General features: G+C 61.2%; 18 protein-coding genes and 1 pseudogene. 5 read left to right on the top strand and 14 right to left on the bottom strand.

The genetic code is table 11. From position 1 onward, the window contains the following. Positions 1-1,548: an NAD(P)H-hydrate dehydratase gene (locus BPNPMPFG_RS03790; protein ID WP_258593292.1), complete on the bottom strand. Its 1,548-nt coding sequence runs from the start codon at positions 1,546-1,548 to the stop codon at positions 1-3. A 357-nt stretch (positions 1,549-1,905) separates the two neighbouring features. On the opposite strand from BPNPMPFG_RS03790, the gene BPNPMPFG_RS03785 reads away from it, so the two are divergent. After that, positions 1,906-2,244, top strand: a complete 339-nt coding sequence (locus tag BPNPMPFG_RS03785; protein ID WP_006205430.1) for a P-II family nitrogen regulator — start codon at positions 1,906-1,908, stop codon at positions 2,242-2,244. Between the two features lie 64 nt (positions 2,245-2,308). After that, the gene (gene glnA / locus BPNPMPFG_RS03780) at positions 2,309-3,718 is read left to right on the top strand and encodes a type I glutamate--ammonia ligase (RefSeq protein WP_258593291.1); all 1,410 of its coding nucleotides are present in this window, start codon (positions 2,309-2,311) and stop codon (positions 3,716-3,718) included. Positions 3,719-4,375: 657 nt separating this feature from the next. Here glnA and BPNPMPFG_RS03775 read toward each other — a convergent pair. Continuing rightward, positions 4,376-5,797: an APC family permease gene (locus BPNPMPFG_RS03775; RefSeq protein ID WP_258593290.1), complete on the bottom strand. Its 1,422-nt coding sequence runs from the start codon at positions 5,795-5,797 to the stop codon at positions 4,376-4,378. Between the two features lie 148 nt (positions 5,798-5,945). Between BPNPMPFG_RS03775 and BPNPMPFG_RS03770 the strand changes: the two genes are divergently transcribed. Both BPNPMPFG_RS03770 and BPNPMPFG_RS03765 read left to right on the top strand, forming a co-directional pair. Beyond that, positions 5,946-6,548 carry a TetR/AcrR family transcriptional regulator gene (locus tag BPNPMPFG_RS03770; protein ID WP_258593289.1) on the top strand — a complete coding sequence of 201 codons (603 nt, stop codon included), beginning with the start codon at positions 5,946-5,948 and terminating at the stop codon, positions 6,546-6,548. Positions 6,549-6,579: 31 nt separating this feature from the next. Further along, a complete protein-coding gene (locus BPNPMPFG_RS03765) occupies positions 6,580-7,746 on the top strand; it encodes a DmpA family aminopeptidase (RefSeq protein WP_258593288.1) in 1,167 nt (388 codons plus the stop codon). 101 nt (positions 7,747-7,847) lie between these two features. On the opposite strand, the gene BPNPMPFG_RS03760 is transcribed toward BPNPMPFG_RS03765, so the two are convergent. Continuing rightward, complete coding sequence (locus tag BPNPMPFG_RS03760; protein WP_258597053.1) at positions 7,848-8,888, bottom strand: glutamine synthetase beta-grasp domain-containing protein; 1,041 nt, start codon at positions 8,886-8,888, stop codon at positions 7,848-7,850. 319 nt (positions 8,889-9,207) lie between these two features. Here BPNPMPFG_RS03760 and BPNPMPFG_RS03755 point away from each other — a divergent pair, with 319 nt between their 5' ends. Next, positions 9,208-9,405 (top strand): DUF2735 domain-containing protein, encoded by a 198-nt coding sequence (locus BPNPMPFG_RS03755; RefSeq protein ID WP_258593287.1) that lies wholly within the window; start codon positions 9,208-9,210, stop codon positions 9,403-9,405. An 87-nt stretch (positions 9,406-9,492) separates the two neighbouring features. On the opposite strand, the gene BPNPMPFG_RS03750 is transcribed toward BPNPMPFG_RS03755, so the two are convergent. The 11 genes and pseudogenes from BPNPMPFG_RS03750 to BPNPMPFG_RS03700 all read right to left on the bottom strand — a co-directional run bounded on the left by BPNPMPFG_RS03750 (position 9,493) and on the right by BPNPMPFG_RS03700 (position 21,953). Further along, a complete protein-coding gene (locus BPNPMPFG_RS03750) occupies positions 9,493-11,382 on the bottom strand; it encodes an MFS transporter (RefSeq protein ID WP_258593286.1) in 1,890 nt (629 codons plus the stop codon). A gap of 193 nt (positions 11,383-11,575) precedes the next feature. Further along, a complete protein-coding gene (locus BPNPMPFG_RS03745; RefSeq protein ID WP_258593285.1) occupies positions 11,576-12,367 on the bottom strand; it encodes an ATP12 family chaperone protein in 792 nt (263 codons plus the stop codon). A gap of 12 nt (positions 12,368-12,379) precedes the next feature. Beyond that, positions 12,380-13,252: a DMT family transporter gene (locus tag BPNPMPFG_RS03740; protein ID WP_258597052.1), complete on the bottom strand. Its 873-nt coding sequence runs from the start codon at positions 13,250-13,252 to the stop codon at positions 12,380-12,382. A gap of 47 nt (positions 13,253-13,299) precedes the next feature. Next, positions 13,300-14,280 carry an RluA family pseudouridine synthase gene (locus BPNPMPFG_RS03735; RefSeq protein WP_023757961.1) on the bottom strand — a complete coding sequence of 327 codons (981 nt, stop codon included), beginning with the start codon at positions 14,278-14,280 and terminating at the stop codon, positions 13,300-13,302. Positions 14,281-14,342: 62 nt separating this feature from the next. Beyond that, complete coding sequence (gene crcB, locus BPNPMPFG_RS03730) at positions 14,343-14,717, bottom strand: fluoride efflux transporter CrcB (protein WP_258593284.1); 375 nt, start codon at positions 14,715-14,717, stop codon at positions 14,343-14,345. 32 nt (positions 14,718-14,749) lie between these two features. Further along, positions 14,750-15,121, bottom strand: a complete 372-nt coding sequence (locus BPNPMPFG_RS03725) for a DUF779 domain-containing protein (RefSeq protein ID WP_258593283.1) — start codon at positions 15,119-15,121, stop codon at positions 14,750-14,752. A gap of 124 nt (positions 15,122-15,245) precedes the next feature. Beyond that, the gene (gene adh, locus BPNPMPFG_RS03720; protein ID WP_258593282.1) at positions 15,246-16,763 is read right to left on the bottom strand and encodes an aldehyde dehydrogenase; all 1,518 of its coding nucleotides are present in this window, start codon (positions 16,761-16,763) and stop codon (positions 15,246-15,248) included. A 140-nt stretch (positions 16,764-16,903) separates the two neighbouring features. Further along, a complete protein-coding gene (locus BPNPMPFG_RS03715) occupies positions 16,904-17,875 on the bottom strand; it encodes a helix-turn-helix domain-containing protein (RefSeq protein ID WP_258593281.1) in 972 nt (323 codons plus the stop codon). Positions 17,876-18,052: 177 nt separating this feature from the next. Continuing rightward, a complete protein-coding gene (locus BPNPMPFG_RS03710) occupies positions 18,053-19,705 on the bottom strand; it encodes a hypothetical protein (protein WP_258597051.1) in 1,653 nt (550 codons plus the stop codon). Positions 19,706-19,916: 211 nt separating this feature from the next. After that, positions 19,917-20,108: pseudogene (locus tag BPNPMPFG_RS03705) on the bottom strand (sigma-54-dependent Fis family transcriptional regulator); the annotation flags it as partial. Between the two features lie 189 nt (positions 20,109-20,297). Further along, on the bottom strand, positions 20,298-21,953 hold the full coding sequence (locus BPNPMPFG_RS03700) for a hypothetical protein (protein ID WP_258593280.1): 1,656 nt from the start codon (positions 21,951-21,953) through the stop codon (positions 20,298-20,300). Between the last annotated feature and the right edge of the window lie 111 nt (positions 21,954-22,064).

The raw sequence follows: 22,064 nt of genomic DNA, 5'->3' as shown, positions 1-22,064 counted from the left end.
TCAACTGTGGTGTGTGTTCAGTACCTGCGTTGAGGCTTCAACCAGTTCGCGCAGCACCGGCACCAGCACCAGCGGCAGATCCTCGGCGATCAGTCCCGGCCCGAACCGGCTGCCGGCCTCGGCATGGATCCACACCGCGGCGCAGGCCGCTTCGAACGCCGGCATGCCTTGTGCGAGCAGCCCGGCAGTGATGCCCGACAACACGTCGCCCGACCCGGCGGTGGCAAGCCAGGCCGCGCCGTTGCTGTTGATCGCCGCTCGGCCATCGGGAGCCGCGATCACCGTGTCGGCGCCCTTGTAGACGATGACGGCATTGGCAAGCTTGGCTGCGGCGCGCGCCTTGGCCAGCTTGGAGGACGCGATGTTCCGGGCGATGTCGGGAAACAGCTTGGCGAACTCCCCTTCGTGCGGCGTCATCACCAGGGCCGGAGCGTTCGGTTGCCGGGCGGCTTTGAACAAAACGTCCGGCGCGTCGCGAAACGAGGTTATCGCGTCGGCGTCGAGCACCAGGCCGTCAAGCCGAGCGGAGGCATCCTTCGACCGGCCAGAGGCGAGCAGCTTCAGCGCAAAATCCCGTGTTCTTTCGCCGACACCGAATCCGGGTCCTAGAACAAAGGCCGACGGCCGATGGCCGCCAACAAACGCCTCGATCTCGGCAACGTCGTCGGCCTTGCGCAGCATGATCGAGGTGAGATGCGCGGCATTGACCTGCATGGCATTGGCCGGCGACAGCACGGTGACCGCCCCTGCCCCGCTTCTCGCGGCGGCAAGTGCCGACAGCCGCGCCGCGCCCGTCGCGCTCGGGCCGCCGGAAAAGACGCCGACATGGCCGCGCTTGTATTTGTGTGCGTCCACCGCCGGCACGGGAAATTCCCGTAACCACAGGTCCGGCCCGTTCTCGAAGGTCGACACGGCGAGCTGGGCGATGATGTCGTCGCCGATGCCAATATCGGCGAGCACGACTTCACCACATTGCCCGCGTCCCGGGAGCAGCAGGTGGCCAGGCTTTTTCCGAGCGAAGGTCACGGTGATGTCGGCGCGAAACGTGCTGCCCAATATTTCGCCGCTGGCCCCTGAAACGCCTGACGGCAGGTCGACCGCGATCACGGGCAGGCGCAGCGCTGTGGCGACATCGACGGCTTTCGCGTCATCGCCGGACAGCGGCTTGGACAGCCCTGCCCCATAGAGCGCGTCGACCACGATCGAGCCGGCCTCGGCGTCGAAACCAGACAGTGGCCGAGGCTTGACCGGGCATTGCGCGGCAGCGAGAGCCGCGTCGCTTTCCGGCTTCGGTGCTCCGCTTGCCCAGACCGTCGTGCCGACGCCGCTGGCAGCCAGGATGCGGGCAACGACATAGCCGTCGCCGCCATTGTTGCCAGGGCCGCAAAGCACATGGACGTGCGCCGCCGCCGGAAAGTGCTTGAGGATCTCGGCCGCAACCGCTTCGCCGGCGCGGCGCATCAGGCCGATACCGTCGGTTGGACCGGCGGCAATCGTCAGCCGATCGGCTTCGCTCATTTCGGCGGGGGAAAGAAGTTCGTTGCTCATGGATTGCCGATCCGCATTCGATCAAGCATTGTCCAGTTTCCGATCCGAAGCAAACAAAGAGGAGTTGGCGCGACTTGCGGTCCTATCGGCGAGACCGGGCATCGCGGGCGCAAAACTGCCCACCGGATGGGCGATTTGCCTAATTATTGTGCGGACGCAATCACTGGCACTGTGTAGGTTCCAGCAGCCCATGCCGCACCTGATGCAGTGAATGACGCGAATTTGCATCCCGGTGCGGCGCGGCTTCGAAATCGAATGAGACCGCTTCAAATTCGTCCAATTGGCACAGTTCGTGCTTGATGGAGGCGCAAGCGGGGGCTCACAACCCGTTTTTTGGCAGTGGAGGCCACTTTTTACATGAAAAAGATCGAAGCGATCATCAAGCCATTCAAGCTGGACGAAGTGAAGGAAGCGCTTCAGGAGGCCGGACTGCAGGGCATCACGGTCACCGAGGCCAAGGGCTTCGGTCGCCAGAAGGGCCATACCGAACTCTACCGCGGCGCCGAATATGTCGTCGATTTTCTGCCCAAGGTGAAAATCGAGGTCGTTCTCGGCGACGACGCGGTCGAAGGCGCGATCGAGGCCATCCGCAAGGCGGCCCAGACGGGCCGCATCGGCGACGGCAAGATCTTCGTCTCCAACATCGAGGAAGTCGTGCGAATCCGCACCGGCGAAACCGGCATGGACGCGGTCTGATCCGACCGGCCATCCGCCTGAAAAAATCATCATCAAAAAACGTCATCACACAGGGATACATGACATGACGACAGCCAAAGACATAATGAAGCAGATCAAGGACAACGACGTGAAATTCGTCGACCTGCGCTTCACCGACCCGAAGGGCAAGCTGCAACACGTGACGATGGATGTCATCGAGGTCGAGGAAGACATGTTCGCCGATGGCGTCATGTTCGACGGTTCTTCGATTGCCGGCTGGAAGGCCATCAACGAGTCCGATATGGTGCTGATGCCCGATCCGGACACGGTTCACATGGACCCGTTCTTCGCGCAGTCGACCATGGTCATCCTGTGCGACATCCTCGATCCGGTTTCGGGCGAATCCTACAACCGCGATCCGCGCGGCACGGCCAAGAAGGCCGAGGCCTACATGAAGTCGGAAGGCATCGGCGACCAGATCTTCGTCGGCCCGGAAGCCGAATTCTTCGTGTTCGACGATGTGAAGTACAAGGTCGATCCCTACAACACCGGTTTCAAGCTCGACTCCACCGAACTGCCGTCGAACGACGACACCGATTACGAGACCGGCAATCTCGGTCATCGTCCGCGCGTCAAGGGCGGCTATTTCCCGGTGCCGCCGATCGATTCCGCGCAGGACATGCGTTCCGAGATGCTGACGGTGCTCGCCGAAATGGGCGTGCGCGTCGAGAAGCATCACCACGAAGTCGCAGCCGCCCAGCACGAACTCGGCATCAAGTTCGACGCGCTCGTGCGCAATGCCGACAAGATGCTGATCTACAAATACGTCGTGCACCAGGTCGCCAACGCTTACGGCAAGACGGCGACCTTCATGCCGAAGCCGATCTTCGGCGACAACGGCTCGGGCATGCACGTCCACATGTCGATCTGGAAGAACGGCAAGCCGACCTTCGCCGGCAATGAGTATGCCGGCCTGTCGGAAAGCTGCCTGTTCTATATTGGCGGTATCATCAAGCACGCCAAGGCGATCAACGCCTTCACCAATCCGCTGACCAACTCCTACAAGCGTCTGGTGCCCGGCTACGAAGCGCCGGTGCTGCTCGCCTATTCGGCGCGCAACCGCTCGGCGTCCTGCCGCATCCCGTTCGGCTCGTCGCCGAAGGCCAAGCGCGTCGAGATCCGCTTCCCCGATCCGGGTGCGAACCCCTACCTCGCTTTCGCCGCCATGCTGATGGCCGGCCTCGATGGCATCAAGAACAAGATCCACCCCGGCCAACCGATGGACAAGGACCTTTACGACCTGCCGCCGAAGGAGCTCAAGAAGATCCCGACCGTCTGCGGCTCGCTGCGTGAAGCGCTGCAGAGCCTCGACAAGGATCGCGGCTTCCTGAAGGCCGGCGGCGTCTTCGACGACGACCAGATCGACAGCTACATCGAGCTGAAGATGGCCGAGGTGATGCGCTTCGAGATGACCCCGCATCCGATCGAGTACGACATGTATTACTCGGTCTAAGATCCGATTGACACAAAAGGCCCTTGAAGGAGCTTCCTCTTTCAAGGGCCTTTTGCTGCCGTCTCATAGCCACGCGCATGCCGATCAAGCGATCGCGACCGCGCGCTTTCTTGTCAGTGAGCTTTTCGACGATGGTGTGAGTGCCTTGGGCTGATCAACCCAGCGCGCTGCCGGGCAGGTGCCGACAGGTCAGTCGATCATGAAGATAAAGCCAGGAGCGAGCGGCGCACTGCCTCAGGCTACAGTGCCCGCTCGTCCGGCGCCCCCGCCAATGCTGCCGTTCAAGAAAACCCCGCCCGTCCGAACAGCATCGCGTGACGTAACCCCAAGAGCTACGAATACGCCATGCTGCACTGCGATCTGTCAACGCCGCCAACCGAGCCGTGGACAGTCGATTTCGTAGCTTTAGCAAGTGCTTATGGAGCGGTTGCAGCGCCGAAGAATGCTGGAAAGGGCGGTTTTCCGGGCTTTTCGACAGATTGTCGTTGGAAACGGCCATGGCGGCATGCCAAGGCCGGCAGGATTTGCGACCGCCTGAATTGCCTGACTTTTTCTGGGTATGTTTTGCCCGAGATCAGATCTTCGAGGCAAGCGCAAAAAGGAACCCCGGCATAGGCCGGGGCTCCTGCAGGAGCAGACCGTCGGAGGGACGTGGATCTACCCTGCGAGTTCGTCGGGACCGTGCAGGTTCCAGTCCGTTCGCCTGGCCAGGACCAGCAGGTAATAGACCGCCGCCACGACCATGATCAGGCCCGTTGCGATCAGGCTCGGACGGCCGAAGGCGACATCCAGATAGTTCTGGTAAGCGACGTAGATCAGCGCCAGGAAAGCGAGGACGGCCGGGACCGGGAACAGCGGCATGCGGTAATGCCCGCCATCGGTGGTGCCGGCGCGGCGGCCGACAAACGCCGCCACGCACAACAAGGCGTAGATGACCACCAGCGAGGTGCCGCTGACGACCAGCAGCAGGTTGATATCGATGAAGCAGGCGACGGCCGCCAGAACCGCCACGACGATGGTGGCGACCCAGGGCGATGCGTAGCTGCCATGGACCGAGGCAATTGCGGTGTTGATCGGGCCGAACCAGGTCTTGTCTCGACCGGAGCTGAACAGCAGTCGGGCCGCCTGCAGGATGATGGCGATGACCGCATTGAAGATGGCAACGGCGATGGCGAGGCTGATCAGCACCGTCAGCGCATGGCCGCCGCGCGCCTCGAGGAAATACTCGATCTTCTGCGGCGCCGCGAGCAAGGCAACCAGATCCGGCGCGCCGAGCAGCACGGCGGTCATAGGGATGAGTTCGGCCGCGACCGTGATCACCAGCGCCCACACCACGACCTTGCCGATGTTGCGCTTGGCGTCATGCGTCTCCTCGCCGAAATAGGCGGCGGCGCCATAGCCATTGTAGGCAAACAGGGCAACGGCGGTTGCCGCCAGCACGATGCCGGCCGACGCGGGCACCAGCGTGTTGGTGGTGGCATCAAGCAGCTGCGGTGCCGTGAACAGGCTGGAGAGCGGCCGCTCGACATGGGCGAAGCCAAGGCCTGTCAGGATCAGCAGCGCCAGCATTTCGATGCCGAGGAAGATGCCTGTGACCAAGGCGTTGAGCTTGATGCGCATCGCGGCGACCGTGCCGGCCAGCGCGATCGTCACCACACCCACCCATTGCGGACTGAGGTTGGGAATGAGGACACCGAGATAGGTGCCGACGCCAAGCGCGATGACCGCGACGATCAGCACGATCGAGACGAACACCAGCACCAGCGTGACGAACCCCCAGAAGCGGCCGAGCGTGCGGCCGATCATCGTGTATTCGCCGCCGGCCATGGGATAGGCCGACGACAGCTCGGCATAGACGAACGCCATGAACAGCCCGATGACGGCGGCAACGACGAAACTGAGAAATGAACCTGTCCCGGCCAGCGCGATGACGCCCGGCACGATGATGAAAACCGATGATGCCGGCGTCACCGCCGACAGCACGATCATCAGCGTGCCCAACGCATTGAGCGCCCGATCCAGCCCCTTGGCGGCCGGCGCGACCTTCGTCGCCCCTGTTGTTGCTTCGTTTGTAGACATAGTCCTCCCCTTTTTTTAATCAGATAAAAATTATCCTCCGCAGCGGAACCTATCGATGCGATTTGAAATCGTCAACGAATATGGTGTATACGCGCTTGCAAAATTTCACATGCCAGTTTTAAATTGAATTTAATTCAGGAAATGAAAAATGGGCAGACCCAAGACGCAGACCGACCGCCGCCTGACCTTGGTCGCAGCCGCGGAATCGATGATCGCCAGGCGCGGACTGGCCGGCGTCACGCTGCGTGACGTTGCCAGCGAGGCAGGGATGAGTTCGAGCGCCCTGCTCTATTACTATGCCGGATTGAAGGATCTGCTGGACGACGTGCAGCGGAAGGCGGTCGAGCGGTTCTGCACGTTGCGCGCCGCATCGGTCGCCGCGATCACCGATCCCCGCTCACGATTGAAGGCGATGATCGAGAGCGGGCTGCCGGTCGACAAGGACGACCAGCTCTGCCGGCTGCTGCTTGAGCTCGGCGCCTATTCGCGTTCGGACGCAAGTTACGCGGCCCGTCACATAACGCTGTTCGAGCGACAGGTGGCAATCTATGTCGGCATCCTCGAAGCCGGCGCCGCGACCGGTATCTTCAAGCTGCAAACGGGCAGCGACATCATCGCGCGCAGCCTGGTGGTGCTCGAGGACGGGCTCGGCCTTCACCTCACCAACATCGTGCCGGCGGTCGACCAAGAGGCTGCCCTGACGATCCTCACCCACTATGCCGAGCTTGCCACGGGCTGCCACCTCGGCTGAATCGTCGCCACCACAGGGATGCATCACCACCATGAATCAAAGAGCCGTTCTCAACATGACGCCCGCCGGCAAGCAGCGCGCCCGGGCGCTTAGCATTCCCCTGCAGGGCAAGCCCGGACACGCCAACGCCATCACCGATGTGGATGGCGTTCTTGTCGGCTATTCGACCGTCATCGAGGGTGACGGCAAGCTCAGCCTCGGCCATGGACCGGTGCGCACCGGCGTCACCGCGATCCTGCCATTCGGACGCGATGGCGTCGGCCTCGCCTGTGCGGCCGGCCATCATTCCTTCAACGGCAATGGCGAGATGACCGGCGCGTCCTGGATCGAGGAGGCCGGCAGTCTCAGCCTGCCGATCCTGATCACCAACACCCATGCGGTCGGCACCTGCCATCGCGGCGTCATCGACTGGGTGGCGCGCAACAAGCCCGCCATGATCAGCCAGTGGCTGCTGCCGGTGGTGGCGGAGACCTGGGACTGCTACCTCAACGATATCAACGGCTCGCATATCACCGTCGACCACGCGACGGCAGCGATCGACAGTGCCGCCTCCGGCAGTATCGAGGAGGGCTCGGTCGGCGGCGGCACCGGCATGAACTGCTACGCCTTCAAGGGCGGCTCGGGCACCGCCTCGCGGGTGGTCGGCTATGGCCACCGCGACTACACGGTTGGCGTGTTCCTGCAGGCCAATTTCGGCTCGCGCCACGAACTCAGCATCGCCGGCGTGCCGCTTGGGCAAGAGCTGGCCGCCGACAATCCGATGGAGGCCTACTTCGGCGGCCAGCCGACAGGCGCCGGCTCCTGCATCGGCATCGTCGCCACCGACGCGCCGTTGCTGCCCGGCCAATGCAAGGCGCTCGCACGCCGCGTTCCGCTCGGCCTGGCGCGGACCGGCACGACCGGTTCACATTTCTCCGGAGATATCTTTCTCGCCTTCTCGACAGGCAATCCCGACGCGCTCAACGGACGTTTCCCGCAAGGTCCCGCGAACGAGCAGAGCTACGGCCATATGGACTTCATTCCATGGGGGCGGATGGACGCTTTCTACGCAGCAGTGGTGCAGGCGACCGAAGAGGCCGTGCTCAATGCGCTGGTCGCCAACCACGACATGATCGGCCGCGACGGCAACCGCACGCCTGCGCTGCCGCATGACAAGGTTGTGGCCGCGCTGAAAGCGCGGGGTATCGTCGCCAACTAAGGTCGGCAAACCGCGCTATCAGTCAGTCTGATTTGCGGCTGTAGGAAAGGCCCCGGCGCGGGTGCTCGCGCCGAGGCCTTTTTGTCAACTGTCCGCAACGCTCAAGCTGCAGCCGAAACCTGGGCGCTGGCCGGTACCGAAGCAATCGTCTTCAGAATCTGCGAGGCGATCTGGTAGGGGTCGCCCTGCGAGTTCGGACGGCGGTCTTCCAGATAGCCCTTGTAGTCGTTCTTGATGAAGGAATGCGGCACGCGGATCGACGCGCCGCGATCGGCGATGCCATAGCTGAACCTGTTCCAGGGCGCGGTCTCGTGCTTGCCGGTCAAACGCTTGTCGTTGTCCGGGCCGTAGACGGCGATGTGATCCGTCAGGTTCTTGTCGAAGGCCGCCATCAGCGCTTCGAAATAGGCCTTGCCGCCGACTTCTCGCATATAGGCGGTCGAGAAATTGGCGTGCATGCCCGAGCCGTTCCAGTCGGTGTCGCCGAGCGGCTTGCAGTGGTATTCGATGTCGATGCCGTATTTCTCGGTCAGGCGCTGCATCAGGTAGCGGGCCATCCACATCTGGTCGGCGGCCTTCTTGGAGCCCTTGCCGAAAATCTGGAATTCCCACTGGCCCTTGGCCACCTCGGCGTTGATGCCTTCGTGGTTGATGCCGGCGGCGAGGCAGAGATCGAGATGCTCCTCGACGATCTGGCGCGCGACGGAGCCAACGTTGGAGTAGCCGACGCCGGTGTAGTACGGACCCTGCGGTGCGGGATAGCCGCTCTCCGGGAAGCCGAGCGGGCGGCCGTCCTTGTAGAAGAAATATTCCTGCTCGAAGCCGAACCAGGCACCCTCGTCATCGAGGACGGTGGCGCGCTTGTTGGAGGCATGCGGGGTGACGCCATCGGGCATCATGACTTCGCACATGACGAGCACGCCGTTGCCGCGGGCCGGGTCCGGATAGACCGCGACCGGCTTCAGCACGCAGTCGGAACTGTGCCCCTCGGCCTGCATCGTCGAGGAACCATCAAAGCCCCACAGCGGAAGCTGCTCGAGCGTCGGGAATTCGGCGAATTCCTTGATCTGCGTCTTGCCGCGAAGGTTGGGGACCGGGGTGTATCCATCGAGCCAGATATACTCGAGCTTGTATTTCGTCATTCTAGCCTCTCGTTGCTTGATCACCGAACGCTGGACGGCGTCGACATGCTCTCCTGCCACCAGCAGCCGGCCTGCCGCATCCCTAAAATGCAATTCGTGTGCCACTCTTGGCCTGCAGGGTGCGGCAAAATTGACGCGGCATTCGGATGGAAGTTGGCAAGCCGCCTAAGCAATGCGTTCGGATCCATCACAGTTGCAATTCGCACAAATAATAGGCAAATACTGATCTTTTCGTAGGCATATTGCCTAACTTGATTGCAGACCCTATCTTCGAAACAAGTTGAATCGACAAGGTTCGGCAGAGGAAAGGAACCCGACAATGGAAATCATTTCCACACGTCCGTCGGCCAAAATTCTAATGTTCCCGGTGGCAGCGCGCGCTTCTGCCTCAAATTTGAGCGGCAAGGCTAAGTTTGCGGCAGAGCTCGCGTCGCTGCGCGGTGTTCGGGCGGATTTCGGCGACGGCTGGTATCACGAGGCGGCCATCGAGGCCGCGAAGCAGGACCGGCAAAGCTAAGCCCTGCTCTCGTCGCCTGTCGACCAGGCATTGAAAACCCGGCGCGATCGCTCGCACCGGGTTTTTTGTTGACTGGCGAGCAGTCCGTTACTGCTTGGTGTTCAGGTTGGTTCCGAGCGTATCCTTGACGAAGATCAGGCCGATGATCAGCGACATCGCGGCAATGACCACCGGATACCACAGACCATAGTAGATATCGCCCTTGTAGGCGCTAAGCGCGAACACGGTCGCCGGCAGCAGGCCGCCGAACCAACCATTGCCGATGTGATAGGGCAACGACATGCCGGTGTAGCGGATGCGGGTCGGGAACATCTCGACCAGGATCGCGGCTATCGGACCGTAGACCATGGTCACGAACAGGACGAGAATGAACAGGATACCGATGGTCATCGGCCAGTTGATTCCCGCCGGGTCGGCGAACATGGCGAAGGCACCGCCGCCCGGTATGGTGTAGACGGTGACTTCGGGCGCACCCGCCGCCTCGTCGGTGGTCAGCAGCTTGTCCTTGATCGCCTGGTCTGTGGGGACCGTCGCCTTCTCGCCGGCGCGGATCGCGGCGGCATCGAGCTTCAGTTCCGGGTTGGCGGCGACAAACGCGTCAAGCTTCTGGTCCGGAATCTTGATCGCCGCGCGCTTCAGGGGATAGCCGCCGTCCTGCAGCGACATGTTAACGGCCTTGACGAAGGCGGCGTCCTTGGCTTTCGCCTGGTCGCCGACGGCGATGGCGTCGTAGGAGTTCACCGTCTCATTGCCGATCTTGACCGACGCAGCCGTTCCGGCCGCGGCCGTCGACACCACGTCATAGGGCACCGAGTTCTTGGTCAGGAACGAAGTCGCGATGTCGCAAGACGTCGTGAACTTCGCCGTGCCGACCGGATTGAACTGGAACTTGCAGTCGCCGGGTGCCGCCGTCACCGTCGCGCGCGTATTCTGCTGGGCCTTGGCGAGTGCCGGATTGGCAGCCCAGGTCAGCGCCTTGAACAGCGGGAAAGTGCAGACGATCGCCAAAGCAAGGCCCGCCATGATGATCGGCTTGCGGCCGATCTTGTCGGAGAGCCAGCCGAAGACGACGAAGAAGATCGAGCCGAGGGCGAGTGCGATGGCAATCATGATGTTGACCGATTGCGCTTCGACCTTGAGCACGTTCTGCAGGAAGAACAGCGCGTAGAACTGGCCATTGTACCAGACCACGGCCTGACCCGCGGTAAGGCCGAGCAGCGCCAGGATCGCGATCTTGGCGTTCTTCCACTGGCCGAAGGCCTCCGAAAGCGGCGCCTTGGAACCCTTGCCCTCTTCCTTCATCTTCTGGAAGGTCGGCGACTCGGAAAGAGACAGCCGGATCCAGATTGAAACGGCGAGCAGCAGGAAGGAGACGATGAAAGGAATGCGCCAACCCCAGGCGGCGTAGGTTTCCTTGCTCAATGAACCCTGCACGATCAGGATGACGATCAGCGACAGGAACAGGCCGAGCGTCGCCGTCGTCTGGATCCATGAGGTGTAGAAACCACGGCGGTCATCAGGCGCATGCTCGGCGACATAGGTCGCCGCACCGCCATATTCGCCGCCCAGCGCCAGGCCCTGCAGCATGCGCAGGATGATCAGGATCACGGGAGCCGCGATGCCCAAAGTCGCATATCCAGGCAGCAGGCCGACCAGGAAGGTCGACAGACCCATGATCGTCATGGTGACGAGGAACGTATATTTGCGGCCGACAAGGTCGCCGATGCGGCCGAACAGCAGCGCGCCGAACGGGCGCACCAGGAAGCCGGCGGCGAAAGCCAGCAGCGCGAAGATATTGCGCGTCGCTTCCGGAATGGTTGGACTGAAAAAGGTCGAACCAATGAACACCGCCAGCGAGCCGTAGAGATAGAAATCGTACCATTCGAAAACGGTGCCGAGCGAGGAAGCGAAGATGACCTTCTTCTCCTCCCGCGTCATGCCGCGGCTTGCTCCGCCGGCAGTCGATGCCATTGCCATAGAATTGTCCTCCCGTGAGACCCGTTGCCTCGATGCTGCGCGCCACGGTCCGCGTTCTCCTCCGAACACGGACTCAAGCACAGCGATCACGGAAAAAATGACAGAAAGCGCGCGCCAACGGCAGGGCGCCTTTGGGATTATGACTTTGGTATTAGGTGCGGTGCGGGATGAGCGAGAGCGAGCGGCAAAACCGTCAGGCCTTGAGCGCTTCGAGCAGGCCGGCGGCAGCCATCATGTCGCGCTTGCGGGCCGATCGGCGCGCGACCGCTTCGGCATCCTGCCCCCATTGCTCGATCTGCCAGTCCTCGTCGACATGGCCGGCGGCCCAGGCCGCCTGGGCGTCGAGTTCGCCGAAATCGACGGCCAGCGCCAGCAGCGCCGAACCGGTCAGCGAGGTCATGACGTGGATGGCGGCCAGCCGCAACGGCTCGGCACGCTGGCTGAGATGAACACCGAGAACCGCAATGGTTTCACGCGGCTGCTCGACATGGATGATGCCCTCGGCGAGATTGAAGCGAGCCCCGAGGCTGCCGCGTGCCCAATCGAGGACCGGATCCCAATGTTCGTTCTGCCGCTCCACCAGCCCTTGCGGCGCATCAGCGCGATAGCAGGTGAGATCGGACGACGCGAAGCGAAGGATGTCTTCCAGCACCGCCTGCGGATCGCTGGCGACGCCGTCGATGGCGGTGTTGACGAGGCGCATCACCGGCATCGTCACTGGATTGATGGTCTCGCCCTGGGCGGCGAACTCGTCGGCGACCAGCGCTGCCGCTGCCTCGGTCGGCAGCGTCAGCAGCGCCTTGCCCGGCGTGCGCACCGGCTTGCCGTCGAGATGCACGGCAAAGCCACCGTCCACCGGCGCGACCGAGACGGATTTGTAGAAGCGCTTCGGCAGATGCGTCTTCATCTGGATCTGGGCGCGCCGCACCGGATCCGGATCGGAAAGATATTTGCCCGCTTCGAGGTCGTTGAGGATGTCGCGCATGGAATGTCTCTCTTACACCGGTGTCAGCTTGCGCACCGGCCGGTTGACGATGATCAGTCCGGCGGCAATCAGGCCAAGTGCCAGGAAAATGCGCATGGTCAGCGGCTCATTCAAGAACATGGCGCCGCACAGCACGCCGAAAACCGGCGACAGGAAGGTGAAGCTGGACAGGCCGGACGCCGGATAACGCCTCAGCAGCCAGAACCACAGCACATAGGTGAAGGCAACGATGTAAATAGCCTGGAAAAGCAGGGCCAAAGTCGGCAGCACGGTAGGGTCGCGAACGGGCGGACCGGCGAGAGGCAGGACCAGAACGCCAACGATTGCAGCACCGGCGAGCTGATAGAGAAGCAGCTTCTCGGCGCTCGCCTCGACCAGCTTCGAGCGCTTGATGAGGAGGTTGGTCAAGGCCCAGAAAAATCCGGCGCCGAGGCTCAGGAGGTCACCGAACAACATGTCGCCACTGCCGCCAAGCTTGTCGGAAAAGACAGCGGCCAGGCCGGCAAAGGCCAGCAGCAGGCCGAGGAACTTGCGCAAGGTGATCTGTTCGCCAAGCAGGAAGTGGCCGCCGATCAGCATCCAGAACGGCATTGTGTTGACCAGCAGCGTGTTGCGGGCGACGGTCGTGTGCTCCAGGCCTACATAAAGAAAAAGGAACTCGACGCCGAAAAGCACGCCAACCGCGATGCCGGCGGGCAACGTCCCATCGCGCGTGAAAAGCGCTATGCCGCGCCACTGGCACCAGACGAAGACACACAGGCCGCCGATGATCGAGCGCGTGATCGACAGGAAGACAGGATCGTAACCGGCATAGGAGATCTTGGCGGCGACGTAGTTCAGCCCCCAGGAAAAGGTCAGGCCGACCATGATGGCGGCGGCGGCCATGTCGATCGTGTCACGCCGGTCGAGCGCGTCGGTGGCGCCGCTCACGATCAGTCCTCCGCGCTGGCGTCGTCGAAGCCGATTAGGTTCCAGCTCTGGCGCATGTGCGGCGGCATCGGCGCGGTGACATCGATGACGCCCTTGTCGGGGTGCGGAATGATGATGCGGCGCGCATGCAGATGCAGGCGGTTCTGGATGCCGCCGGGGAAATCCCAGTTGGTGTCGGCCTCGAAATATTTCGGATCGCCGAGGATCGGGCAGCCGATGTAGGCGGCATGAACGCGAAGCTGGTGGGTGCGGCCGGTATAGGGCTCCATTTCCAGCCAGGTCATCGTCTGTGCCGCCTGCTCGATGATGCGGTAGTAGGAGACCGCGTGGTCGGCGCCCTTTTCGCCATGCGCGGCGACACGCACGCGGTCGCCGTCCGGCGTCGGCTCCTTGATCAGCCAGGTCGATATCTTGTCCTCGCGCTTCGGCGGCACGCCTTTGACCAGCGCCCAGTAAGTCTTCTTGGTCTCGCGGGCGCGAAACGCTTCGGCAAGCTTCATGGCGGCAAGCCGGGTGCGGGCAACGACCAGTACGCCTGAGGTGTCGCGGTCGAGGCGGTGGACCAGCCGCGGCTTCTCGCCTTTCTGGTTGCGCCAGGCTTCCAGCATGTCATCGACATTGCGGGTGACGCCCGAGCCGCCCTGCACCGCAAGGCCCGCCGGCTTGTTGAAGACGAAGACCTTGGGATCCTCGTGGATCAGCATTTTCGCCAGAACGTCGGCATCGCCCTGGTTGCGGATCGAGTGACCGGTCAGCGCGCTCTCGCCCTTCTTGTCCACCTCGAGCGGCGGAACGCGCACCATCTGGCCGGGCTCGACGCGGGTATCGGCCTTGACCCGGCCGCCATCGACGCGGATCTGGCCGGAGCGCAGCAACTTTTGCAGATGGCCAAAGCCAAGGCCCGGGAAATGGGTCTTGAACCAGCGATCGAGCCGCATGCCCGCCTCGCCGGCCTCCACCGTGATCTGTTCAACGCCTGCCATATTCGTTTTCGCTTATCCGTTTCCCGAACAGGGCTCGGCCTGCTCTCGGCGCGGCAATAACACTATGAAACGGTTCTTGCGAGCCAAAGTCCCAAAAACAGGGCAATAATGGCGCCTATGACGCTGGCAAGCGCATATCCCAACGCCGGCAGCGTGGCGCCCCGCTCCCACAGCGTCGCGAAATCGAGCGAAAAGGCGGAAAAGGTGGTAAAGCCGCCGAGAATGCCGGTAGCGACGAACAGCCTGAGCTCGTTCGTGCCGCCGCGGCGGGCCAGGGTGGCGATGAACAGGCCCATGGCGAACGAGCCGACGAGGTTGATCGCCATCGTGCCCCAGGGATAATTGGGGCCGACAAAGCGCAGCGCGCCCATGTTGGTGAGATGACGGATGCCGGCACCGATGCCGCCGCCGACTACAACGAGAAGCAGATTGAACATGACCGTTTACTGCCCCCACAAGGGCGGCCCGGTCAATCCCCGGTGCGGGCGGGCGCTGGCACGGCGCAGACAGTCGAGCGCGTCAGGAACCGCCGCTCGCGCCCATTGTCGAGCGAAAACATGCCGCCCCTGCCCGGCACCACGTCGATGATGAGATCGGTGTGCTTCCAGACCTCATATTGCGAGGCGCTGATATAGACTGGCGTCTCGCCGATTTCGCCCAGCATGACATCATTGTCGCCGACGATGAAATCGTTTTGGGGATAACACATTGGCGAGGAGCCATCGCAACAGCCGCCCGACTGGTGGAACAGCACCGGACCATGGTCGGCGATGATCTCGGCCAGAAATGCCCGAGCTGCCGGCGTGGCGGAGACTTTTCCAAGGGAAACCTTGTCGAGCATGGGGGCCTCCGTCACCAAGTGCCCATCTTCACGAAGAGACCGAGGCGCGGCAACCAAAGCCGCGCCTCTTACATAGAGTGCGCATGATCCCTGGGGAAGGATCATGCGCTGCCTTGGGAGGCAATCAGAAGAAGCCGAGTTTCTTCGGGCTGTAGCTGACCAGCATGTTCTTGGTCTGCTGATAGTGGTCGAGCATCATCTTGTGGTTCTCGCGGCCGATGCCCGACTGCTTGTAGCCGCCGAACGCCGCATGCGCGGGATAGGCATGGTAGCAGTTGGTCCAGACGCGACCGGCCTGGATGGCGCGGCCGAAGCGGTAGCAACGGTTCGCGTCGCGGCTCCAGATGCCGGCGCCGAGGCCGTAGAGCGTGTCATTGGCAATCGACAGCGCTTCGTCGTCATCCTTGAAGGTGGTGACAGAGACCACAGGCCCAAAAATTTCCTCCTGGAAGACACGCATCTTGTTGTGGCCCTTGAACACGGTCGGCTTGACGTAGTAGCCGCCTGCCAGATCGCCCGGCAGATGGTTCTGCTCGCCTCCGATCAGCACTTCGGCGCCTTCCTGGCGGCCGATGTCGAAATAGCTCAGTATTTTCTCCAGTTGCTCGCTCGACGCCTGGGCACCGATCATGGTTGCCGGATCGAGCGGATCGCCCTGGACGATCGCCTCGACGCGCTTCAGCGCCTTTTCCATGAACTTGTCGTAGATCTTCTCATGCACCAGCGCGCGGCTGGGGCAGGTGCAGACCTCGCCCTGGTTGAGCGCGAACATGACGAAGCCTTCGATCGCTTTGTCGAAGAAGTCGTCGTCCTCCGATGTCACGTCCTGGAAGAAGATGTTGGGCGACTTGCCGCCGAGTTCCAGCGTCACCGGGATCAGGTTCTGGCTGGCATATTGCGAGATCAGCCGGCCGGTCGTGGTCTCGCCAGTGAAGGCGATCTTGGCGATGCGGTTCGACGAGGCGAGCGGCTTGCCGGCCTCGAGGCCAAAGCCGTTGACGATGTTGAGCACGCCGTCTGGCAGGAGATCGCCGATCAGGTCGGCCCACAGCATGATGGTGGCGGGCGTCTGTTCGGCTGGCTTGAGGACCACGCAATTGCCCGCGGCAAGCGCGGGCGCCAACTTCCACACCGCCATCAGCAGTGGGAAGTTCCACGGGATGATCTGGCCGACGACGCCAAGCGGCTCATGGAAATGATAGGCGACGGTGTCGTGGTCGATCTCGGAGATGCCGCCCTCCTGGCTGCGTACCGCACCGGCGAAATAGCGGAAATGGTCGATGGCGAGCGGCAGGTCGGCGGCGGTCGTCTCGCGGATCGGCTTGCCATTGTCCCAGGTTTCGGCGAGCGCCAGCAGGTCGAGATTGTCCTCCATGCGGTCGGCGATACGGTTGAGGATCAGCGCGCGGGCGGCGGCACTCGTCTTGCCCCAGGCATCCTTGGCCTTGTGCGCGGCGTCGAGTGCCGCCTCGATATCCTTGGCGTCGGAGCGAGCGACTTCGCCGAGTGGCCGGCCGGTGACCGGCGATATGTTGTCAAAGTATTTTCCGGAAAGCGGGGCGACCCATTTGCCGCCGATGTAATTGTCGTAGCGCTTGGCGAAGGGAACCTTGGCCGTGCGGGAAAATTCCACCTTGTTCATTGTCTTCCTCCCATGAAGCAGCGCCGCGGGATGCGTCGCGTCGTTGCGAGAGTTGCGGACGGGGTCGGACTTGTCAGCCCGGCCCCACCATTCGCCGGCGTCGACTGTCGCAAATCTGCGACAGCTGCCGAGCCCAAAGGTCAGTGCGGACGGCGAATGCCGAATCGAGCAAGCTTGCGATGCAAGGTCGCCCGCGAAATTCCAAGATTGCTGGCGGCGGCCGAAACATTGCCTTCGGCTCGCGCGATTGCCCGCTGGACCACGCCGCGTTCCGCCTCGTCGAGGTCTTCGGATGCCCTGGCCGAGCCGCCGAGGATGTCGGCGGCCGGCAACCCTTTGGCCAAGGTCTGTTGGGTGATGCCGAGAGCAAGACGCGCCGAGCGCGTCGCGCCCACCACCAGATCGTCGGCATCGACGGCAATCAGCGCGCCTGTGCTGCGCTCGGCGACAGGCGCCAGCAAGATGCGGACGTTGGAAAACGTCAGGCGGAAATTCTCGGCCTCGATGCGGCGCGCGGCATCGCCTACCGCAATGGCGATCAGGTTGACGAAGCCTTCGGTCAGGTCCGACCGGCAAGACGAGACATCGAGTGCCGCCGCCAGATTGCCTTCGTGATCGTAGATCGGTGCGGTGGTGCAGCTGAGCAGCGTGTTGCGCGCAAAGAAATGCTGGTCGCGATGAATGGTCAGCGCGCGCTGATCGGCAAGGCACGTGCCGATGCCGTTGGTGCCCTCGGAGTCCTCGCTCCAGGCAGTGCCCGTCCACAGGCCCCACTCGTCGAACGTATCGTCATCGGCGACAGCGCCGCGGCGTTCGACCGGAATGCCGTCGCGATCGGCAAGCAGCACGCAGCAGCCGACGCCGCCAACGGCCAGATAGAGACGATCCAGGCTCGAATCGGCGGCGCGAAGCAATGGTTCCATGCGTTGCCTTGCTTGGCTCAGTTCGCCTGCGGTCAGGCGCCGCGGCGCCTTGCGCTCGGCCGGATCGAGACCGTGCAATGTGAGCGAGCGCCGCCAGGAGGCGACCAACGCCGAGCGCGCCGCATCGTTGCTGGCGATGGATGTTTGTATGAAATCCGCATGATGACCAGTCGGCTGCCGTCCGCTCACCTTATCCTCCCAAGGCGAATGTCGCTCCAACTCAAAAGCATCGTTATATCCGTTCAGATATATCCGCAGCGTCGAGTTGTAGAGGATTATGCTTCGATGAGGCTATAGGACGATGGTGCAACAACAACCGCCGAGAGTGGCCGCATAAGCCCCTGCCCGGCGCGATCGACCCGACCCTCACCACTCAGGCGTTGCCCAGCCCGGGTATTTTTTCCTGAACTCGCCGTAGAGGGCGTCGATCTCAACTCTGCTGACGGGACGCACCTGCTCATAGAGGTAGCCCTTGACGTCGCCGGACAATCGATAGGCCGCAATGCGCTTGTAGGCGGCACCGATGCCTTTCCCTTCGAGAATATCCTGGTTCGGTATCGTAATGCAGATCTGCGCATCCGGCCGCAAATGGGTAACGGGCGGGTCCGTTACGACAACATATTTGGATTTCAATGTTCTCGGTCCGAATTGATTGCGGCTATCCACTTGGCTGGCCCATTCGATGTAAGGGTCCAAGTCTGAGTTCATGCCAAACAACAGCCAGTCGTTCATGACCGCACCTGAGGCAAACACCGAAAAACGGTCCTCAGGTCTCATTTTGCCAAGAAGGTCATCGATGAGGCGTGTGTATTCAGGGAGATTGTCGAGGTGAAGAGGAAGCGTGGCTTCCCTGGCAAAGACGTAGCTGATCGGCGCCAGCAGCTGCCGGCCAATCGGAAAAAAAGTGCCCAAATACGCAAACCCAGCAGCAACGGCTATGACGATGGTTGCCCATCGCGGTCTGAGCGCCGGCATCGAAACGATTGCAACGATTGCTTGTGCGTATGCAGGAAAGAGCCAAAGAAATATCGGCATCGAATGATGGCGGTCCAGATCCTGCATCCGGGTGAAGAGGAGAAAGGTAAGTGCCGAGGCAACGGCACAGAACAAAGAAAAGCTGTTGCGGCGTACAATAGAGATCCAAAGGCCCAATATGATCAATAGCCAGTTTACATAATTGATCCGAGATCCTACCTGGTCAAGCTGGGAGACGAAATCTGTCTTGTATCCGCTGTAAAGGTCGCCATAGCTGGTTGCTAAAATCTTGACGATCAAGGGTAGCTGGAAAATCCACGCGGCTGCGACAATAACGAGAATCGCGCATACGCCGCCTAACGCAGCTTTCCAGAGCGCTGGAAAGTCCCGGTCTTTTGCGACTTGGAACAGACAAAAGAGTGCTGAGGAAATTGCGATCCCCATGACGGCGAATGCGTACCAGCGGCGCAGCATGAACGCGAGCCACAGATACGCACCGACCCGTATTCCACTGATCACCGGTTGATGGGTCAGGAACCTTGATTTCCAAAGAAAATAGGTCGCTGCGGAAAGCGCCAGACAACCGCCAACATCCGGCAACCCACGAAGCGTCGCTGCCCAGAACGGAGTGTAGAGAAAGGCCGCAATCCAGACGGCGAACCAGCTTCGGGATGGAGATGTCTCGGAGACCGCCTCCAGGTAGCTCATTCTGCCCATGAAAAGAGCCGCCGGGACCAGGTAAACCGTGACTATTGCGGCGACGTATGAAAGCCTTGAACCACCAAAGAATATGTAAAACGGCATCAGAGGCGCTAAAATTGCCGAACTGTAATCGTCTCTCTCGACAGAAGCCTTCAATTGAGGAAGCCACTGAGAAGGGCTCTCAACCAGGAACGCGCCCTGCTCGTTAAACACAGTGAAATAAGCGTCGAAGTCCCAATAGTAGACGGGCAGTTCAAGACTTATGTAGACGGCGGCGAAAGCAACGCCCAGCAACACGGTACATGCATAAGTTTTTGTCCAGAATCCGAGGCTATCGTTCATCGTCACTTGAGGCCACCCAGGAAGGGAAGAAGCAGAACTGTCGAGATCAAACCGGGACTACCGCTGATGCAGCCAAGAGCCGTTCAGGCAATGGGAATCTCGCCAGATTCGTATCATGAATTGTTGAGAGCTTGAACAGGATGTATACTTGAACGCGTCGGCACCGCAAGCGGTGAGCCCGCCTTCAAAGAACAGCGGATTGTCATACCAGTAATTCTTGACGTTGCGCGAAGAAATGCTGGTCGCGATGAATGGTCAGCGCGCGCTGATCGGCAAGGCACGTGCCGATGCCGTTGGTGCCCTCGGAGTCCTCGCTCCAGACAGTGCCCGTCCACAGGCCCCACTCGTCGAACGTATCGGCGACGGCGCCGGGGCGTTCGACCGGAATGCCGTCGCGATCGGCGTCCGCTCACCTTATCCTCCCGAGGCGAATGTCGCTCCAACTCAAAAGCAGCGTAATATCCGTTAAGATATACCCGCGGCTTCGAGTCGTAGAGGATCATGCTTCGATGAGACTATAGGACGATGGTGCAACAACAGCCGCCGAGAGCGCCAAGCCCGAGTTCGCGCTCGGAGGCCGTCAACCTGATCGTCACCACTCAGGCGTTGTCCAGTCTGGGTATTTTTTCCGGAACTCGCTGTAAAGGGCGTCGATTTCCGCTTTGCTGACCGGGCGCACCTGTTCATAGAGATAGCCCTTGACGTCGCCGGACAATCGATATGCCGCAACGCGCTTATAGGCGGCACCGATGCCTTTCCCGTCGACAATATCCTGGTCCGGTATTGTGACACAGATTTGCGCGTCCGGCCGCAAATGGGTCACGGGAGGTTCGGTAGCGATAACATATTTGGATTTCAACACTTCAGGCTTGAATTGATCGCGGCTATCGACCTGGCAAGACCATCCGAGGTGATCGTAAAGGGCCGGGTTCATGCCAATCAACAGCCCGTCGTTCATGACCGAACCAGAGGCAAATATCGAAACCTTGTCCTCCGGTCCCATTCTGCCAACAAGGTCGTCGATGAGGCGTCCGTATTCAGGAAGATTGTCAAGGTGAAGAGGAAGCGTCGCTTCCCTGGCAAAGACATAGTTGATCGGCGATAGAAGTTGACGACCAACCGGGAAAAAAGTACCGAAATACGCAAGCCCAGCCGCAGCGGCTATGGCGGCGGTTGACCATCGCGATCTCAGCGCTGACATCGAAACGATCGCGACGATTGCCTGGGCATAGGCAGGAAAGAGCCAAAGAAACAAAGACATCGAATGATGCCGGTCCATATCCTGCGTTCGGGTAAAAATCAAAAAAGTGAGTACCGAGGCAACGGCGCAGAACAAAGCAAAGCTGTTGCGACGGACAAGAGAGATATAAAGGCCCACTATGATCAACAGCCAGTTTGCGTAGCTGAGCCGGGAGCCTATCTGGTCAATCTGGGAAATGAAATTCGTCCTGTACCCGCTGTAAAGATCGCCATAGCTGGTTCCCAGAATCCTGAGGATCAGGGGTTGCTGGAAGGCCAATGCGGCTCCGACGATGACCAAAATCGCACAGACGCCGCCTAGCGCAGCGTTCCGGAGCGCTGGAAAGTCCCGGTCCTTTGCGACCTGCAACAAACAAAAGAATGCCGCGGAAATTCCGATCCCTACGACTGAATACGCATACCAGCGGCGCAGCATGAACGCCAACCACAGGCACAGGCCAACGCGTATTCCGCTTATCACCGGTCCGCGGGTCAGGAATTTTGATTTCCAAAGAAAATAGGTTGCTGCGGAAAGCGCTAGACAACCGGCAATATCCGGCATCCCACGCAGCGTCGCCGCCCAGAACGGGGTGTAGAGAAAGACCGCAACCCACACGGCGAGCCAGCCTTGGGATGAAGACGTCTCGGTAGCCTCCAGGTAGCTCATTCTTCCCATGAAAAGAGCCGTCGGGACCAGGTAAACAGTGACTATTGCGGCGACGTATGAAAGCCTCGAACCGCCGAAAAGGATCTGAAACGGCAGTAGAGGCACCAAAACTGCCGCACTGTAGTCATCCCTCGCGACCGAGTCCCTCAATTGGCTCAGCCACCGGAGGGGGCTCTCGACCAAGATCGCGCCTTGATGATTGAATCCGTTAAAGTAGGCGGTGAAATCCCAATAATAGACCGGCTCTTCAAGATTTATGTACAGGGCGGCGAAAGCAACGCCTAATAGCACGGTACATATGTAGACTTTTAGCCAGAATCCGAGAGTTTCGTTCTTCGTCACTTGAGGCTGCCAGGGAGGGGAAGAGACAGGACTATCGAGGCCAAACCGGGACTACAGCTGATGCAGCCGAGAGCCGTTCAGGCGGCAGGAATTTCACGCGATTCGCCATGA

It is taken from the genome of Mesorhizobium sp. AR07 (assembly GCF_024746815.1).
In the GTDB taxonomy this organism is placed as follows: Bacteria; Pseudomonadota; Alphaproteobacteria; order Rhizobiales; family Rhizobiaceae; genus Mesorhizobium.
This window is presented reverse-complemented; position numbering and strand designations above follow the sequence as displayed.

Bases quoted from the DNA above. Each gene is read 5' to 3' on its own strand.
- BPNPMPFG_RS03790 (WP_258593292.1), bottom strand. From the start codon at position 1,548: ATGAGCAACGAACTTCTTTCCCCCGCCGAAATGAGCGAAGCCGATCGG.
- BPNPMPFG_RS03725 (WP_258593283.1), bottom strand. From the start codon at position 15,121: ATGCTCGACAAGGTTTCCCTTGGAAAAGTCTCCGCCACGCCGGCAGCT.
- BPNPMPFG_RS03755 (WP_258593287.1), top strand. From the start codon at position 9,208: ATGGAAATCATTTCCACACGTCCGTCGGCCAAAATTCTAATGTTCCCG.
- BPNPMPFG_RS03760 (WP_258597053.1), bottom strand. From the start codon at position 8,888: ATGACGAAATACAAGCTCGAGTATATCTGGCTCGATGGATACACCCCG.
- BPNPMPFG_RS03770 (WP_258593289.1), top strand. From the start codon at position 5,946: ATGGGCAGACCCAAGACGCAGACCGACCGCCGCCTGACCTTGGTCGCA.
- BPNPMPFG_RS03710 (WP_258597051.1), bottom strand. From the start codon at position 19,705: ATGAACGATAGCCTCGGATTCTGGACAAAAACTTATGCATGTACCGTG.
- BPNPMPFG_RS03745 (WP_258593285.1), bottom strand. From the start codon at position 12,367: ATGCGCGACATCCTCAACGACCTCGAAGCGGGCAAATATCTTTCCGAT.
- BPNPMPFG_RS03750 (WP_258593286.1), bottom strand. From the start codon at position 11,382: ATGGCAATGGCATCGACTGCCGGCGGAGCAAGCCGCGGCATGACGCGG.
- adh (WP_258593282.1), bottom strand. From the start codon at position 16,763: ATGAACAAGGTGGAATTTTCCCGCACGGCCAAGGTTCCCTTCGCCAAG.
- BPNPMPFG_RS03775 (WP_258593290.1), bottom strand. From the start codon at position 5,797: ATGTCTACAAACGAAGCAACAACAGGGGCGACGAAGGTCGCGCCGGCC.
- BPNPMPFG_RS03785 (WP_006205430.1), top strand. From the start codon at position 1,906: ATGAAAAAGATCGAAGCGATCATCAAGCCATTCAAGCTGGACGAAGTG.
- BPNPMPFG_RS03740 (WP_258597052.1), bottom strand. From the start codon at position 13,252: ATGGCCGCCGCCGCCATCATGGTCGGCCTGACCTTTTCCTGGGGGCTG.
- glnA (WP_258593291.1), top strand. From the start codon at position 2,309: ATGACGACAGCCAAAGACATAATGAAGCAGATCAAGGACAACGACGTG.
- BPNPMPFG_RS03735 (WP_023757961.1), bottom strand. From the start codon at position 14,280: ATGGCAGGCGTTGAACAGATCACGGTGGAGGCCGGCGAGGCGGGCATG.
- crcB (WP_258593284.1), bottom strand. From the start codon at position 14,717: ATGTTCAATCTGCTTCTCGTTGTAGTCGGCGGCGGCATCGGTGCCGGC.
- BPNPMPFG_RS03765 (WP_258593288.1), top strand. From the start codon at position 6,580: ATGAATCAAAGAGCCGTTCTCAACATGACGCCCGCCGGCAAGCAGCGC.